General features: G+C 58.0%; 14 protein-coding genes. 3 read left to right on the top strand and 11 right to left on the bottom strand.

Annotated elements, in window-relative coordinates; genetic code table 11:
- The first annotated feature begins 166 nt into the window (after positions 1 to 166).
- Positions 167 to 1,708 (top strand): alkaline phosphatase D family protein, encoded by a 1,542-nt coding sequence (locus tag ACRC4F_RS03175; protein ID WP_438658046.1) that lies wholly within the window; start codon positions 167 to 169, stop codon positions 1,706 to 1,708.
- 126 nt (positions 1,709 to 1,834) lie between these two features.
- Here the strand turns inward: ACRC4F_RS03175 and ACRC4F_RS03170 are convergent, their stop codons facing one another.
- From ACRC4F_RS03170 to ACRC4F_RS03160, 3 genes are all read right to left on the bottom strand, one after another.
- Positions 1,835 to 2,242: an endonuclease domain-containing protein gene (locus ACRC4F_RS03170; RefSeq protein ID WP_438658045.1), complete on the bottom strand. Its 408-nt coding sequence runs from the start codon at positions 2,240 to 2,242 to the stop codon at positions 1,835 to 1,837.
- A gap of 222 nt (positions 2,243 to 2,464) precedes the next feature.
- Positions 2,465 to 4,993, bottom strand: a complete 2,529-nt coding sequence (locus tag ACRC4F_RS03165; protein WP_438658044.1) for a PepSY domain-containing protein — start codon at positions 4,991 to 4,993, stop codon at positions 2,465 to 2,467.
- Positions 4,994 to 5,222: 229 nt separating this feature from the next.
- Positions 5,223 to 7,547: a TonB-dependent receptor gene (locus tag ACRC4F_RS03160; protein WP_438658043.1), complete on the bottom strand. Its 2,325-nt coding sequence runs from the start codon at positions 7,545 to 7,547 to the stop codon at positions 5,223 to 5,225.
- 205 nt (positions 7,548 to 7,752) lie between these two features.
- On the opposite strand from ACRC4F_RS03160, the gene ACRC4F_RS03155 reads away from it, so the two are divergent.
- Together ACRC4F_RS03155 and ACRC4F_RS03150 are read left to right on the top strand one after the other, a co-directional pair.
- Positions 7,753 to 8,433, top strand: a complete 681-nt coding sequence (locus ACRC4F_RS03155) for a Fe2+-dependent dioxygenase (RefSeq protein ID WP_438658042.1) — start codon at positions 7,753 to 7,755, stop codon at positions 8,431 to 8,433.
- On the top strand, positions 8,430 to 9,191 hold the full coding sequence (locus tag ACRC4F_RS03150; protein WP_438658041.1) for a tetratricopeptide repeat protein: 762 nt from the start codon (positions 8,430 to 8,432) through the stop codon (positions 9,189 to 9,191). Before ACRC4F_RS03155 ends, ACRC4F_RS03150 begins: the two co-directional genes overlap by 4 nt.
- On the opposite strand, the gene ACRC4F_RS03145 is transcribed toward ACRC4F_RS03150, so the two are convergent.
- From ACRC4F_RS03145 to ACRC4F_RS03110, 8 genes are all read right to left on the bottom strand, one after another.
- Positions 9,188 to 10,180, bottom strand: coding sequence for an alpha-xenorhabdolysin family binary toxin subunit B (locus ACRC4F_RS03145; RefSeq protein ID WP_438658040.1), 993 nt, complete (start codon positions 10,178 to 10,180; stop codon positions 9,188 to 9,190). The two genes, ACRC4F_RS03150 and ACRC4F_RS03145, sit on opposite strands and share 4 nt — an antisense overlap.
- A 38-nt stretch (positions 10,181 to 10,218) precedes the next feature.
- Positions 10,219 to 10,746, bottom strand: coding sequence for a hypothetical protein (locus ACRC4F_RS03140; RefSeq protein WP_438658039.1), 528 nt, complete (start codon positions 10,744 to 10,746; stop codon positions 10,219 to 10,221).
- A 154-nt stretch (positions 10,747 to 10,900) separates the two neighbouring features.
- Complete coding sequence (locus tag ACRC4F_RS03135; RefSeq protein ID WP_438658038.1) at positions 10,901 to 11,254, bottom strand: hypothetical protein; 354 nt, start codon at positions 11,252 to 11,254, stop codon at positions 10,901 to 10,903.
- A 166-nt stretch (positions 11,255 to 11,420) separates the two neighbouring features.
- Positions 11,421 to 12,584 carry a type III PLP-dependent enzyme gene (locus ACRC4F_RS03130; protein ID WP_438658037.1) on the bottom strand — a complete coding sequence of 388 codons (1,164 nt, stop codon included), beginning with the start codon at positions 12,582 to 12,584 and terminating at the stop codon, positions 11,421 to 11,423.
- 470 nt (positions 12,585 to 13,054) lie between these two features.
- Positions 13,055 to 14,212, bottom strand: coding sequence for an osmoprotectant ABC transporter ATP-binding protein OsmV (locus ACRC4F_RS03125; protein ID WP_438658036.1), 1,158 nt, complete (start codon positions 14,210 to 14,212; stop codon positions 13,055 to 13,057).
- Complete coding sequence (locus ACRC4F_RS03120; RefSeq protein WP_010463438.1) at positions 14,209 to 14,862, bottom strand: ABC transporter permease; 654 nt, start codon at positions 14,860 to 14,862, stop codon at positions 14,209 to 14,211. Before ACRC4F_RS03120 ends, ACRC4F_RS03125 begins: the two co-directional genes overlap by 4 nt.
- Positions 14,863 to 14,874: 12 nt before the next feature.
- Complete coding sequence (locus ACRC4F_RS03115) at positions 14,875 to 15,768, bottom strand: glycine betaine ABC transporter substrate-binding protein (RefSeq protein WP_438658035.1); 894 nt, start codon at positions 15,766 to 15,768, stop codon at positions 14,875 to 14,877.
- A 20-nt stretch (positions 15,769 to 15,788) separates the two neighbouring features.
- A complete protein-coding gene (locus ACRC4F_RS03110; RefSeq protein ID WP_054049992.1) occupies positions 15,789 to 16,505 on the bottom strand; it encodes an ABC transporter permease in 717 nt (238 codons plus the stop codon).
- Positions 16,506 to 16,601 lie beyond the last annotated feature (96 nt).

Raw genomic sequence — 16,601 nt, 5'->3', positions numbered from 1 at the left:
CGAGCCTGCTCGCGATAGCGGTGTGTCAGTCAACAATGATGGTGTCTGACACACCGCAATCGCGAGCAGGCTCGCTCCCACAAGGGATCTGTGGTGTTGGCTGATTTTGGTGTCACACCGGTTTCATGCGCACGTGCTTTAGTTTCCCCTTTTCAGGGAGAACACCATGAGCGAATTCGACCTCGGCCGCCGGCGTATCATGCAAGCCGTCGGCGCCGGGCTTTTGCTTCCAGGCCTGGCGCCGGCCGTCATCGCTTCGGTCAAGGATCGTCCGCAACTCACCGATGGCGTGCAGTCCGGCGATCTGCTGGACGACCGGGCGATGATCTGGAGCCGCAGCGACCGACCGGCGCGGATGGTGGTGGAATGGGACACCCGCAGCCTGTTCGGCAACCCTCGTCGATTCGTCTCGCCATTGGCCGATGCGCGCACCGATTTCACGGCTCGGGTCGAACTCACTGGCCTGCCGGCGGATCAGGCGATTTTCTATCGCGTGTATTTCGAAGACGCCCAAAGTGGTGTCGCCAGCGAACCCTGGTTCGGCCACTTGCGCAGTGTGCCGCAAACCCGGCGCGACCTCCGTTTCGTCTGGAGCGGCGACACCGTCGGCCAGGGTTTCGGCATCAACCCGGATATCGGCGGCATGCGCATTTACGAAGCCATGCGTTTGCGCCTGCCCGACTTCTTTATCCACAGCGGCGACACCATCTACGCCGACGGCCCCGTGCCGGCGCAACTGACCACGGAAAGCGGCCGGGTGTGGCGCAATATCACCAGCGAAGCCAAGAGCAAAGTCGCCGAGACACTGGACGATTACCGCGGCAATTACCGCTACAACCTGATGGACGAGAACGTCCGCCGATTCAACGCCGAAGTCCCGCAGATCTGGCAGTGGGACGACCATGAAGTGGTGAATAACTGGTCGCCGGGCAAGCAGCTGGATGAGCGTTACACGAGCAAAGATATCCACAGCCTGGTGGGACCAGGGCGGCAGGCCTGGCTCGAATATGCGCCCATGCGTTGGCAGAGCGGCGATGGTGGCGGACGGATTTATCGCAAGGTGGGTTATGGGCCGATGCTCGATGTGTTCGTGCTCGACATGCGCAGCTATCGCGGGGCCAATGACGACAACCTCGGCGCCGCCAAACCCTTCCTTGGTCGCGAACAACTGGACTGGCTCAAGCGCGAATTGAAAGCGTCCAGCGCCCAGTGGAAAGTCATCGCTGCGGATATGCCGATTGGTCTCGGTGTATCGGATGGTGAGGTCAGCCCGGGTGTGGCGCGTTGGGAAGCGGTGGCCAACGGTGACCCCGGTCCGGCCCAGGGACGTGAACTGGAAATCGCCGAGCTGCTGGGCTTCTTACGGACGCAGCAGGTGCGCAATTTCGTGTTCCTGACGGCGGATGTGCATTACTGCGCAGCGCATCATTACCACCCGGGTCGTGCTGCGTTCCAGGATTTCGAACCGTTCTGGGAGTTTGTCGCCGGGCCGTTGAATGCGGGGAGTTTCGGGCCTGATGTGCTGGATAAGACGTTCGGGCCCGAGGTGGTTTTCCAGAAGGCCCCACCGGCGCAGAACACCTCGCCGTTTGCCGGATTTCAGTTTTTTGGCGAGGTGGATATTGACGGGCAGACGGGGGAGATGAGCGTGGTGTTGCGGGATCTGGATGGGGTGGCGGTGTTTGAGCAGAAGTTACAGCCCGTCTGATAGATCCACCCCTCATCGGAACGCCGCCCGCCCATCCCTCTCCCCAAAGGGGAGAGGGGGAAAGAGGGTCGATCTCCATTGGATTCGAAACGTGAGCTCGACTCGAAATTTCAGGTCGCAGAATTTCTAAAGAAACTCAAGGTCAGTCCCCTCGCCCTCTGGGAGAGGGTGAGGGCTGCGATTCGCAGCAAACCTCAGGATTTGCTCTAACACATCACTCATCCGCTCAATAACCTCCAGATTATTGAATCGCACAACTTCAATACCTTGCGCCTGAAGATAAAGCGTTCGCCTCCGATCATGGATTTTCCCCGCAGTCTCATAATGCTGACCACCATCCAGCTCGATGGCCAACTTCAGCTCAATGCAATAAAAATCCAGGACATAAGGCGGACATGGAAACTGCCGTCGAAACTTCAGATTGGCGATTTGCCGGGATCGGAGTTTTTGCCAGAGCAGGAGCTCGCATTCGGTCTGGTTGGTGCGCAGGTGACGAGCGAATTGGCGCAGGTTGGAGGAGGTTCGTGTGGGCATGCTTCACGTCCGTGTGAAGGGGGGTGGAGGTTTAACTGTAGTCCGGACTTTGCGGATGATTTGAGATCGCCCCCTCACCCCAGTGGGGAGAGGGGGAAAGGGAGCAGATATTCATCGTTCTCGATGCCTGAGTTCGACTCGATTTTTCAGGTCGATGTAACTCTAAGAACACCTCGGTCAGTCCCCTCGCCCCTTGGGGAGAGGGTTAGGGTGAGGGGGCTTTTAGTAGACATCCCGTCGGTAGCGGCCCTGCTCGATCAGGCGATCAACCTCTTCAATCCCGAGCACTTCGTTAAGCACGTGATCCACACCTGAAGCCATTCCCTGCAAGCTGCCGCAGATGTAAATCACGGCACCGTCGGCCAACCATTGCTTCAGTAGATCGGCCGACTCACGCAGTCGATCCTGCACATAAATCTTCTCGGCCTGATCCCGCGAGAACGCCAGGTCCAGTCGCTCCAGATCGCCTGAAATCAACCATTCCTCAAGCTCATCGCGGCACAGGTAGTCGTATTCCCGATTGCGCTCGCCGAACAGCAGCCAATGCCGTTGCTGCCCATCGGCAATGCGCGCCTTGAGCAAACTGCGCAGTCCGGCCAGCCCAGTTCCATTACCCAGCAGGATCATTGGCACCGGCTCGATCGGCAGGTGGAAACCACTGTTGCGCCGCACCCGCAGGCTGATGGTGCTGCCCACTGGCGCGTGTTCGGTCAGCCAGCCGGAGCCGATGCCGAGGCTGCCGTCGGGATGCAGTTCCTGACGCACGATCAGCTCCAGCACACCGTCAGCAGCGATCGAGGCGATGGAGTATTCGCGCATGGCCAACGGCACGAGGGCGTCGACCAGCGCTTGCGCGTGCAGGCCGACCAGGTGAGCTCTGTTCTCGGGCAGTTGGCGGCTGGCGAGGGCTTGCTCCAGCGGTTGCGACAGGCCATCGAAGGTCACCATCGCCCGGCCTTCAATGCCCAGGCCATCAAGGAAGTGCTCGATCGCCCACGGGCAATTGCGTGGCAGGACTTCCACCAGATCCCCCGCCAGCCAGCTGCTCGTCGTCGGAGCGGTGAGGCCCAGTAAGTACACCGGCGAGCCGCTGCTGTCCGGGTTCATCAACTCGCGGCGGGTCAGCGTCCAGTTATCGAAGCTCGGCGCTTGCCAGGTGTCGACCGGCACTTGCCCGGTCAACAGGCCGAGTTGCTGCTGCCAGTGACGCAAGGCGTAAGGGTCGCCGCTGTCGACTTCGACCGGGGCGAACAACGTCTTGCCGCCATGCTCGCCCAGCCAGGTGTGCAAGCGTCGGGCGAAGCCGCAGAAGTGTTGATACTGGCGATCACCGAGACCCAGTACCGCATAGTTCAGGCTTTCCAGGCTTGACGCCCGGCCCAGCACTTTGCGCTCAAAACCACGGGCGCTGTCCGGTGCTTCGCCATCGCCGAAGGTGCTGACGACGAACAGCGCGTTGCTGGATTCACGCAAGTCCTGTTCGCTGACAGTCGCCAGCGGTTGAACGTTCACCGGCAGGCCGGCAGCCTGCAATTGCCCGGCGGTCTGCCACGCCAGTTGCTCGGCAAACCCGCTCTGGCTGGCGAAGCCGATCAACCACGCGGGTGTATTGCTGCCCGTTTGCGCGAAGTCTTTGCGGGCGTCCTTGATCTGCTTTTTCTTGCGGCGACGATCCAGGTACAACAACCAGCCAGTGACGAAGAACAGCGGCATGGTCAACGCGGTGATGGTCAGGATGATGCGCCCGACAATGCCGAAGTAACTGCCGACGTGCAGGGCATAGATGCTCGTCAGCAGTTGCGCCTTGAGACTCTTGTCGCTGTAGCGGTCATGCCGCTTGACGAGGCCGGTGACCGGGTCGAGGGTGATCTGGTTCAGCGCACGGTCATGGGGCGAGGTGTTCAACAGGTAGAAAACAGTCGCCGATTGCCCGGCCACGGGCGGCATGCGGATGTTGTAGGCGCTGAGTGCCGGGCCTGCGGCGCTGTAGATGCTGCTCCACATGGCGGCGTAGTCGGCGGTCGGTGCCGGGCCGCTTGGCGCAGGGCCACGACCACCGCGAACGCGCTCGTTTTGCGGAGAGTCGGACAGCAACCGGGTCAGGCCCTTGTTGTACCACTCATAGGACCAGGACAACCCGGTCAGCGCTGACAGGAGGTAAAACACCAGGCACCAGGTGCCGGCCACCGAGTGCAGGTCCCAGTTGAAGCTGCGACCCTTTTTCTTCCAGTCGAGGGTCAGCCAGGCGCGCCAGTTTTTCCATTGGCGTGGCCAGCGCAGGTACAGCCCGGACAGACAGAAGAACACCAGGATTAGCGTGCAGGCTCCGGTGATCTGCCGCCCGGTATCGCCCATGGCGAGGAAGCGGTGCAGTTGCAGCATCAGGCCGAAGAAATCCTGGCCGGTGGCCTCACCCATGAACTCGGCGGTGTACGGATCGAAGTAGCGCATCTCGCCACGGCGTTCGCCCGGCGGTGGCGTGAAACTCACCCGCGCGGCGCTGCCACTGTCGGTATCGACCCAGAGCATCGCGACTTTCTTGCCGGAAGCACCCTCGATTTTTTCCACCAGTTCGGCGGGCGGCAAGACGCCGGCAACCTGCTTTTCGACCTGCAGCACGGAAGGATTGAGCGCGCTGAGGATTTCATCCTCAAACGAGACCATCGCCCCGGTGATGCCCATCAGGGCCAGGACCAGCCCGGCACTGATGCCGAAAAACCAGTGCAACTGGAACAGGGTTTTCTTCAACACGTCGCTCGCCTTGTTCGTTCGAAATAATCATCACGGCGCGCATTATGCCGTGGGTTGCTGAGAAACATTCTTTTTTACGCAGAAAAGCCCCGTTCATGGGGATGAACGGGGCCTGACCTGCATCCTCATTCCATGTGGGAGCGAGCCTGCTCGCGATGGCGGTGCCTCAGCCAACATAAATGTTGAATGTGTTGCCCTCATCGCGAGCAGGCTCGCTCCCACATTTTTTTTAGAAGTGGAAGTTGGTGCTCAGCAATGCCGTGCGGCCCGCCGCCTGGTTGGCGAAGTGGGTCGAGAAGGCTTTGTCGTAGTAGGTTTCGTCTGTCAGGTTTTGCACGTTCAGTTGCAGGTCGACGTTTTTGCTCAGCTTGTAGGCGGCCATTGCGTCGTAACGAACGTAGGAATCAACCATGGTGGTGTTGGCCACGCTGCCGAATACATCGTCAACATAGAACGCACCGCCACCGATGGTCAGCTTCGGCGTGACCTGATAGGTCGTCCACAGGCTGGCACTGTTTTTCGGGGTGTTTGGCAGCTCGTTGCCGTTGTTGGCTTTGTTGGCCGGCAGATCACCACCATCGACTTGCTCGCTGTCCATGTAGGCGTAACCGGCGAAGACCTGCCATTTTTCGGTGATCTTGCCAGTGGCCGACAGTTCGATACCTTGAACGCGGGTTTTACCGGCGTTTTCATAAGAGGTGGTATCGACTTGAACGCGGGCGTTTTCTTTCTCGGTGCGGAAGATATCGGCGGTCAACGACAGACGATCGTTGAGCAAATCCCACTTGGTACCGATTTCGTAGTTCTTGGTGGTTTCCGGCTCCATGTCGCTGCTCAGCAGGTTGCCGTTGCGATCCGGAGTGCCGCCCAACGGGTTGCCTTCCTGGCCTTCGCCCAGAGTAGCGCCCGGTGGCGTGGCGGATGTTGCAAACGACGCATAGATGCTGCCGTTTTCCGCCGGCTTGTAAACCACGCCGAACTGGCCGGTCACGAACTCGCTGACATCATCGCCCTTGGACGTGGTCACGCTGGAGGCGTTATAGGTTTTGTACTGGGTGGCGAAATGGTCGTAACGCAGGCCCATGTTCACCAGCCACTGCTCGGACAATTCCAGGGTGTCGAACGCGTACAGCGCGTAGGTGTCGGCCTGGGTGTCGGTGCCGGCGTAGTTGCGCGAGATCGCACCGTTCCATGGATCGTTCGGGTTCGGGTTGGCCAGCGAGGTGCAGTTGTAACCGCTTGGCGCGCCGATCAATGCCGGGGAGCAGTTAGTGGTCGATGCGGCTGTTCTCGGGGTGGTGTCGACGTTGACGTTGTACGAGGACTTCTGGCTTTCCTCACGGCTCAACTCGATACCGGTGGCGAAGCTGTTCTTGAACCCGGCGATGTACACGTCACCAAACAGATCGGTCTGGTTGGTGGTGGTCTCGGTGTTGCTGACGCGGGTGTTGGCCCGGCGCCAGACGCTGCCGTTATTGACGTTGCCCTTGCTGTCGTCCGGCTGGGTGAGGATGTAATCCTGCATGCTGTTGCCGTGGCGCAAGGTGTTCTTGACGGTCAGCGCATCGCTCAGGTCGTGCTCGATGGCGAAGGTGGCCGTGTCGGTGCGGCCCTTGCGGAAGTCACGATTGTCCAGACCGTAGAAGTTGCTGTGATCACCCCCGGCGAAAGGCTTGTCCGGATTCGACTTGGTGCGGGCGGCCGAGCCAGCGGCAGGGATGGTGTACGGAATGCCCGAGTCTGGCGTGTCGTTGCTTTCCAGATGGTAGTAATCGAGGTTGACCCGGGTGTCGGTGCCCAGGCCGAATGCCAGCGACGGTGCGATGCCCCAGCGGTCGTAATCGACGCTGTCACGGCCGGCAACGTTGCTTTCGTGGCTCATCAGGTTCAGTCGGCCAGCGGCGGTATCGGTGAACTGGTAGTTGCCGTCCAGGGTGTAACGCTGGGTCTGGTCCGAACCCCAGGTAAAACCACCGTCAAACGAGTCGCCCAAGTGCGCCTTTTTACTCACCAGGTTAATGCTGCCGCCCGCCGCGCCACGGCCGCCAATGGCCGAGTTCGGGCCTTTGCTGACTTCGATGGATTCGACGGCGAAGATCTCGCGGCTCTGCGAACCGGTGTCGCGCACGCCATCCAGGTACGTATCGCCCTGAGCGTCGAAACCACGAATGAACGGACGATCGCCTTGTGGGTTGCCACCTTCACCGGCGCCGAAGGTGATGCCCGGAACGGTGCGCAGTGCGTCCTGCATATTGAGGGCGCCGGTGTCCTTGAGCACTTGCTGCGGGATGACGGTGATCGAACGCGGTGTGTCAACCAGCGGTGCGGTGTACTTGGGCGAGGAGGCTTTTTCGACGTTGTAGGCCGTCGCATCCTGGGCTTCGCCAGTGATGGCGGTAGCCCCCAGGGAAATCGCATTGCTCGGTGCTTTTTCGTCGGCCTTTTCAGCTGCGAAAACCATGTGACCGGCAGAGCTGGCAGTGAGCGCCACGCCAATTGCAGACGCGAGCAAACGCGGTGAACTGACTGGTAATTGTGATTGTTGGCGTGACATGTGAATTCCCCTCCCCAAGGATTTGAGGTCGCGGAATATAGGGTAGACGCGTATTTGTATCAATTGCGAAACGTTACTATTCGCGAAGAATTTACATTCTTTACAATTTAGCCTTACGGTTTTTGATGATTCGTTCGTCTTGGGGGTTTTACACAGTCAATAAGAATCAATACCATTGCCGCCTCTTTACCCTCAGGTGTTCTCCATGCTGCTGCACATTCCCGGCGTGTTCGCGAAAGAAGAAGTGCAGCGCATCCGCGAGGCCCTGGAGCAGGCGGATTGGGCCGACGGCAAAATCACCGCCGGTTACCAATCGGCCAAAGCCAAGCACAATCTGCAGCTGCCCGAGGGGCATCCGCTGGTCAAGGAAGTGGGCGCCGCGATGCTTGAGCGGTTGTGGAAAAATCCGCTGTTCATGTCCGCGGCGTTACCGCACAAAGTCTTTCCTCCGTTGCTGAACTGTTACACGGCCGGTGGCAGTTTCGACTTCCACATCGACAACGCCGTACGCCAGCCCAAGGGCGGGATCGAGCGGGTTCGCACCGACCTTTCTGCGACGCTGTTTTTCAGCGAACCGGACGACTACGACGGCGGCGAACTGGAAATCCAGGACACCTTCGGCACCCAGCGCGTGAAGTTGCCGGCCGGGGACATGGTGCTATATCCCGGCACCAGCCTGCACAAGGTCAACGCCGTCACCCGCGGCACTCGTTATGCCTCGTTCTTCTGGACCCAAAGCCTGGTGCGCGAAGACAGCCAGCGAGCGTTGCTCTTCGAGATGGACGGGGCGATCCAGCAACTGACCCAGGACATGCCTGACCATCCTTCGCTGATTCGCCTCACCGGCACTTATCACAACTTGTTGCGCCGCTGGGTCGACGTATGACTTTTCAATTGCGCCGCGAGGAAGTGCTCGACGGTGATTCGCTCAAGGAAATGCTAGAGGAAAGCCCCGCTCGTGCAGCCCAGGCGATTCTGATCGCCGCCCGCGAAGGCGTGCCAGATGCTCAAGCCTTGCTCGGGCAGATATTGCTGGACGGGCAGGGTATAGAGCAGGACCAGCCGCTGGCGATGCGCTGGTTCGAGATCGCTGCCCGGCGCGGGCATTTGATGGCGCGCAACATGCTCGGCCGTTGTCATGAGCATGGCTGGGGTTGCGTTGCCGATGCTTCGGTTGCTGCGGGGCATTATCGAGTTGCGGCGGACGCGGGGCTGGATTGGGCGATGTATAACTACGCCAATCTGCTGGCGACCGGACGCGGCATGGTCGAGAACCAGCGGCAGGCACTGAGTCTGTATCGTCAGGCGGCCGAACTGGGACACGCGAAGTCCATGAACCTGCTTGGGCGTTATCTGGAAGAAGGACGAGAGTGCCCTGCGGACCCATTGGCCGCACGACTTTGGTATCGACGATCTGCCGAATGTGGGGATTTTCGCGGGCAGTTCAGTTATGGGGCGCTGTTGGCAGAGGAGGGGCAGGTTGACGAAGCGATGTCCTGGCTACGCCGGGCCTTGGCCACCGGTAACCAGAACTTTTTGCGAGTGAGTGGGGAGGCGTTGAATAACGCTCCCCACCCCAGGATTCGAGCGATGGCTCGGGAGTATCGCCAGCGTGCCGCCGACCTCGCTCAACCGTTGGGTTAACCGCGCTGCCACTGGCCTTTAAGGTTTTGCAGGAAGCGCGCGAACGGCTTGGCCTGTTCTATCAACTTTTGGCCTTTTTTGATGACGTCATTGTCGCCGATGGCCTCAAGAAACAGCGACAAAGCATCGACGATCTTGCTGGTTTCATCCGCATACGAATCCCGCGGTTCGATCACCTTTTTCGTATCATTGAGCTGTTTGACTTTCTTGTCGTTGTCACTCATTTGGGTTACGAGAGAATCCAGGCGAGCTTGTCGATCTTTCAGGCGAACCCGCAGCGTGGTTCGAGCTTTGATCAGGTCCTGGTATTTGATCAGTTCATTTGCCTCATCAAGAAACTTGTTTGCGACCACCAGGCCAGCCTTCATGACTGCGGTTTGTGGTGTGTCAGGTTGACCGCCGATCATCCCGACCAATTGCTCGAGAAGCGGTTTCAGGCGATCAATGATGGTGAGTTTTTCAAACAGGTTAATCGCTTCGTTCAAGACCTTTTCATCTTCGAGGAGCTTATCCACTGGCGGCTTTTCTTTTGCCAGTTCCGTGGCGAGCAACGCGCGAGCTTCCATCAGTTCGGCGATCTTGAACCGGTTATTACTGATGGGGGAGTACCTGACGCTGTAAATGGCGTTGCTGAGTTTTGTCTGCTCTTCATCCAGGTTATCAGTGCACAGCGAGATTAACTGCCTGGCTATTTTGGTATAGGAATCTATAGCGCTTTTGGTTTGTTCATTCACTTCGCCGGCTGCCAGAGTGATCAGCGCTTCCAGCGTCTCACTGAGTGCCGTGGTATCCAGGCTGATGAGGGCGGAAGTTAATGTCCCGGAAGCGATCAGATCAGTCTCGGTGATATTGGTATTAAGCTTGATCAACTCATTGCGCAGGGCTTCGAGGTACAGGTCAGCGGAACCGATAATAGCCTGATAGCGAATGGCTTCTCGGCTGTCGCGAATAATCGACATGTCAGGTGCGGTATACGAAGGCGTGGTCATAAATATCCTTATTTATAGTAAGTTAAATCGGTTTTGTATCAGTTGAACGCGTTGGTTAGCGATTTAGCGTTGGATTCAATGTTTTTCCAATTACTGAGCACAACTTTCAGGCTCGAAACAAAAGACCTGAGTGTGAGGAATTCGTGTATACCATCAATTTTGTTTTTTGAAGAATCGATGTATTCGGAAATCGTGATCCACAGAGTTTCCAGGAGTGCAGTACTGTCTGTCGCTCCGATGATGTAAGAATCGACGTTGTCCAAACGGTCGTGGAGGACTAACAATGTACCCGTCAAAATATTTTTCCTGCGTACTTGCTCGGCGAGTTCATCCCGTTGTCGGATCAAGGGTGCTACATGTGCGTCCCGCAGCATCGCTTTGACTTTTAGATATTGGGATCCCAGTGGGTCGGTGAACGCCATAAAGTAATCGAAGAAATTGGGCTCGTGTTCTCTGGTCTTTTCATCGACCAAGCGTTGAGCCTCGTCAATTTCAGCATTGAGACGGGTGATCTCGGCATTCAGTTCGTGGTTGCCCGCGAGCTTGAGCTTTTCCCCAATCGACACCGCGACCACATCCGTCAGCTCGGTTTTAAAGTGTTTCAGGCGAAGCTGGATGTCTGTACTGCTGGTTTTCTTTTGTTCGATTGAACTGGCAATGAACTGAATAGTGTCCTTGATGGTCGGAAATCTGTTTTTCTCGTCTTGCCCAATTTTAAGCTCAGGAAGTTTTGCAATTTCTTCCTCGGTAGTATCGCAGGTCTTCGGAGAACGCCTGGAGACTGCCAGCGACTCTTTTCATCGACAGTTCTATGTCGCTCCAGTTATTCGCATTGGTGACGACTTTGACACAGGTATTTGCAATGTCATGAGGCTCCAGTCCGGCGATGCCAGTACTTTCGCTTTTCAGCAGGTTTTTAACGTCGTCGATATTCACTGGAAGTGACTTGGCTACAGCAATATATTCTTTGATTCTCTCGATATCTTTTTTGGTAACAATGGGTGGCGATGGATTAAAGGCGAAGACTTTGCTAACGAGCTCGGCGGCATCGATTGGTGCTTTATTAAGTTGCATGTTTGAAATCCATTTCAAGTTAGTGAGTGCGCAGCATAACTTTACTTTGGGTTTTGGTGTGCGGTGAGTGTGTAACGATATATGGGCTATTAGTTTGAATTTTTTACTGTAATCAATAATAAAAAACCCGTGAAATTCACGGGTTTTTTTGTTCGGCAATCACGTATTAAACGTAAAACGACTTCAACGGAGGAAAGCCATTAAATTCAACCGCGCTGTAACTGGTCGTGTAAGCCCCGGTCGACAACCAGTACAAACGATCACCAATCGCCAGGTTCAGCGGCAGACCGTACTTGTAGTTCTCGTACATGATGTCGGCGCTGTCGCACGTAGGGCCGGCGATGACCACTTCTTCCATCTCGCCTTTCTTCTCGGTCCAGATCGGGAACTTGATGGCTTCGTCCATGGTTTCGATCAAGCCGGAGAACTTGCCCACGTCCGTGTACACCCAGCGCTCGACGGCGGTACGGGATTTACGCGCCACCAGCACCACTTCGCTGACCAGGATACCGGCGTTGGCGATCAACGAACGGCCCGGTTCCAGGATGATTTCCGGCAGTTCGTCACCGAAGTCTTCCTTGAGGAAGCGGATGATTTCTTCAGCGTAGGTTTCCAGGCTGTTGGTGCGGGTGATGTAGTTGGCCGGGAAGCCGCCGCCCATGTTGATCAGCTTCAGGTGGATGCCGTCTTCTTCTTTCAGACGCTCGAAGATCACTTTGACCTTGGCGATCGCCGCGTCCCAGACGCTGATATCGCGCTGTTGCGAGCCGACGTGGAACGAGATGCCGTAAGGCACCAGGCCCAGGTCGCGGGCGAGGATCAGCAGGTCCATGGCCATGTCGGTCTGGCAGCCGAATTTGCGCGACAACGGCCAGTCGGCGGTGGTCGAGCCTTCGGTGAGGATGCGCACGTAGACTTTCGAGCCCGGTGCAGCCTTGGCGATGTTGCGCAGGTCGGCTTCGGAGTCGGTGGAGAACAGACGCACGCCCTTCTCGTAGAAGTAGCGGATGTCCTTGGATTTCTTGATGGTGTTGCCGTAGCTGATACGGTCGGCGCTGACGCCGCGATCCATCACTTTGTCGAGCTCGTAGATCGAAGCGATGTCGAAGCTCGAACCTTTTTCTTTGAGCAGGTCGATGATTTCAACGGCCGGGTTGGCCTTGACCGCGTAATAGACTTTGGCGAATTCGAAACCGGCGCGCAGGTCGTCATAGGCCTGGCTGATCATCGCGGTGTCGATCACCACGAACGGGGTTTCTTGCGTGTCGGCGAACGCCTTCAATTTATTGAAGGTATCGCGCGCGTAATAGTCTTCGACGTTGATCGACATGCTGGGAACTCCTACTGGCAAACTGAAATTAACAATGGGTGCAAATGAACGTCCTCCGTATCCCCACTTTGGTTCGCCTACTTCCCAAGGCATGTCGCCGAAAGCAAAAAGGCCATGGGAGGCGGTGCTTCCCTTGGCCTTGCTGTCTCGTCGTCAGTACTTGAGCCGGATGGATCGTTTCCAGCATGGACGTTCGGCGCGAACTTTAGGGCGTGAGGGGCTCGAGATCAACAAAAAATGTCGCGTTTTTGCACGCTTCCGTCGTGCGGTCTTGGACAGTTACTGATGTAACCGACCTGCATGACAGTGTGATGTTCCCCTGGCAGGGAGATTTGAGGTGTTTCAGGCGGGAATTTTGTTTGCCCCAATCGCTAGCAGGCTAGCTCCCACAGGGGATTTATGTTGTTGCACAGATTGCATGCACACCACAGATCCAATGTGGGAGCTAGCCTGCTAGCGATAGCGTCAGATCAGGCGACAGCAGTCTCGGCAGGCGAAACAATGCTGGTCTTGCCGCCACGGGACTTGCCGGAGCTCAGGTACTCGGCAATCGATTCCTGCGTCACCTCCCCAAGGAACACCCGCTCCGCATCCATCACCGGCAGCCACGAGCGGTTGAACTCGTACATCCGCGACAACAGGATGCGCAAATGCTCGTCGTACGCGGCGGTGGCGTTGAACTCGCGCAGGTATTGCGCGCAAGTGCCCGTCTGACGGTGCAGGTCGCGACGTCGTACATAACCCAGCGCCTTGTTCTCACCATCCGTGACCACCACATAACGACGGTCCAGTTCGTCCATCAACTCCAGGGCTTCAGCCACCGGCGTTTCCGGGCTCACCGACGGCGCGTTGTCCGCCGCGTCTTCGGCTTTCACCAGCAACAGGCGCTTGAGGGTGCTGTCCTGGCCGACGAAGTTGCTGACAAAATCGTCCGCCGGGTGCGCCAGCAGCGTGTCCGGGTGATCGATCTGCAGCAGTTTGCCGGCACGGAAGATCGCAATCTTGTCGCCCAGCTTGATGGCTTCGTCGATGTCGTGGCTGACCATGATCACGGTCTTGTTCAGCGCGCGCTGCATCTCGAAGAACTCGTTCTGGATCATTTCGCGATTGATCGGGTCGACCGCGCCGAACGGTTCGTCCATCAGCAACAGCGGTGCATCCGCTGCCAGGGCGCGAATCACGCCGATCCGCTGCTGCTGGCCGCCGGACAGTTCACGCGGATAGCGAGTCAGATACTGCTTGGGTTCCAGCTTGATCATGCTCATCAACTCGCGGGCGCGGTCGTGGCATTTCTGTTTGTCCCAGCCCAGCAGGCGCGGAACGATGGTGATGTTTTCCTCGATGGTCATGTTCGGGAACAGACCGATCTGCTGGATCACATAACCGATGTTGCGGCGTAGGGTCACAGCGTCGAGGTCAGTGGTGTCTTCGCCGTTGATCAGGATCTTGCCGGAGGTCGGCTTGATCAAGCGGTTGATCATTTTCAGCGTGGTGCTTTTGCCGCAGCCCGATGGCCCGAGGAACACACAGATTTCGCCTTCATTGACGGTCAGGCTTACCGAGTCCACGGCTTTCACATCTTTGCCGTTGCTTTGGAAGGTCTTGCTGAGGTTTTGAAGTTCGATCATTTGAGCAGTCCTTTTGGAGTCAGCGTGCGTTGCAGCCATTGCAGAAGCAGGTCGGCGAAGATGGCCAGGAGACTGACCAGCACGGCGCCGACGATTAGCATCGACATGTCGCTGCGGCTGATTGAAGCGAGAATAAGTACACCGAGGCCACCGGCGCCGATGGTCGCGGCGATGGTCATCACACCGATGTTCATGACAACGGCGGTGCGCACGCCAGCAAGAATCACTGGCACCGCAATCGGCAGTTCGACCATGCGCAGGCGCTGGCCGAAAGTCATGCCGATGCCGCGGGCGGCTTCGCGAATGCCGGGTTCGACGCCGGTCAGGGCGAGGTAGGTGTTACGCATGATCGGCAGCAGCGAGTACAGAAACACGGCGGTAATCGCCGGCATCGGCCCCAGGCCCTGGCCGAATTTCGAGTAGAACGGCAGCAGCAGGCCGAACAGCGCAATCGATGGCACGGTCAGCAGCACGGTGGCGCTGGCTTGCAACGGACCGGCGAGCGTCGGGAAGCGCGTCATCAGCACGCCCAGCGGCACGCCAACGAGGATCGCCAATGTCACGGCGATACCGACCAGAGTGATGTGCTGCCAGGTCAGGTGCAGCACCAGCGGCCAGTCGAGATGGGAAAAGGCGTTCAGAAATTCCATGTCTTTTCCTCCTTAGTTGAGTGGGTGCTGGCGCAGGAAATCGGCGGCAACGGATGAAGGGCTTTCGTGATCGACATCGACCCGCGCATTGAGCTGGCGCATGGTGGCGTCGTCGAACAGTTCGGCCAGCGGCTTGATTTCGTCCGCCAGTTTCGGATGGGCGTCGAGGTAGTCCTGACGCACCACTGGTGCGGCGGTGTAGTCCGGGAAGTAGTGCTTGTCGTCTTCCAGCAACTTGAGCTTGAAGGCATTCAAACGACCGTCGGTGGTGTAGACCAGACCGGCAAACACTTGGCCATTACGCAGGGCGGTATAGACCAGCCCGGCATCCATCTGCCGGATGTTTTTGCGGGTCAGGTTCATGCCGTAGAGGTCGACCATGCCGTCCAGTCCGTCGGAACGGTTGGCGAACTCGGTGTCCAGGGCGACGAGGTGATTGGTCTTCGCCTCAGCCTGCATCACCGTGTTCAGCTCGCTGATGGTGTTGATCTGCGGGTAAGCCTTTGCGGTGCTTTCCGGCAGGGCCAGGGCGTAGGTGTTGCTGAACTTCGACGGAGTCAGCCAGATCAGGCCTTTTTTCGCGTCGAGTTCTTTCACCTTGGCGTAGGACTGAGCGCTGTCTAGCTTGTCAGTGATGTGGTTGTAAGCCACCAGCGACACACCGGTGTATTCCCACATCAAATCCAGCTGACCACTTTCGTGAGCACTGCGGGCGAGGTTGCTGCCCAGACCGCCGGTCACTTGGGTGTCGTAGCCCTTGGTGCGCAGGTATTGGGAGGTGATTTCCGCGAGCAGGGTTTGTTCGGTGAACACCCGGGCGCCGATGCGGATCACCGGTTTTTCAGCGGCTTGGGCGATTCCCGAGAACAGCAGAACGCAGCCTATTAACAAGCTTAATTTCTTCATAAAAATTCCTTTGCCGAGGCTTAAGACGGGCGCAAGCCGCGTTCGAGCCAGAGGCGGCTGGCGAGTGTCACCAGACCGTCGAGCAGCAAGGCCAGCAGGGCGGTGCAGGCCGCGCCGAGCAGCAGTTGCGGCTGATTGTTCAGGGCGATGCCCGGGAAAATCAGGCTGCCCAGGCTGTTGGCGCCGATCAGGAACGCCAGCGGCGCCGTCCCGACGTTGATCGCCAGGGCCACGCGCACACCACCGATGATGATCGGCACGGCGTTCGGCAGTTCGACCCGCCACAGCACTTGCGTAGGCGTCATGCCGATGCCGACCGCCGCTTCTTTCAAAGAACCCTGAACGTTTTTCAGGCCTTCATAGGTGTTGCGCACGATTGGCAACAGCGAGGCGAGGAACAGGGCGAAGATCGCGGGGCCGCTGCCGATGCCGAGGATGCCCAGGGCGATGGCCAGTACGGCGAGAGGCGGCACGGTGTTGCCGATGTTGAAGATCTGCATGAAGCGTTCAGCGCGGCCCACCATGGTCGGGCGGCTGAGGAAGATGCCGGCGGGGATGCCCACAACAAGGGCGGCCAGCATGGAGACAAGGACAAGAATCAGATGAGCTTGCAGGTAAAACAACAAATCGTCGCGGTAATGTTCGATCGTGTTGATGCCAATCCAGTGGACCAGCAGGGCCAGGAGAGCGACGACAACCGCACCTCCTATCAGCCCCTTGCCATAGCGAATAGCCACAGGCGGACTCCTTTTTTCTTTGTCGGCGAACGCAGTCCCGAGTGGCAACGCCATTCCTGGCTGCCGGGATTATCAACGTTCGCGAGAAGCAGCTCT

Source organism: Pseudomonas sp. (genome assembly GCF_051660785.1).
In the GTDB taxonomy this organism is placed as follows: Bacteria; Pseudomonadota; Gammaproteobacteria; order Pseudomonadales; family Pseudomonadaceae; genus Aquipseudomonas.
The sequence above is the reverse complement of the archived record's forward strand: the minus strand, read 5'-3'. Positions and strand labels throughout refer to the sequence as shown.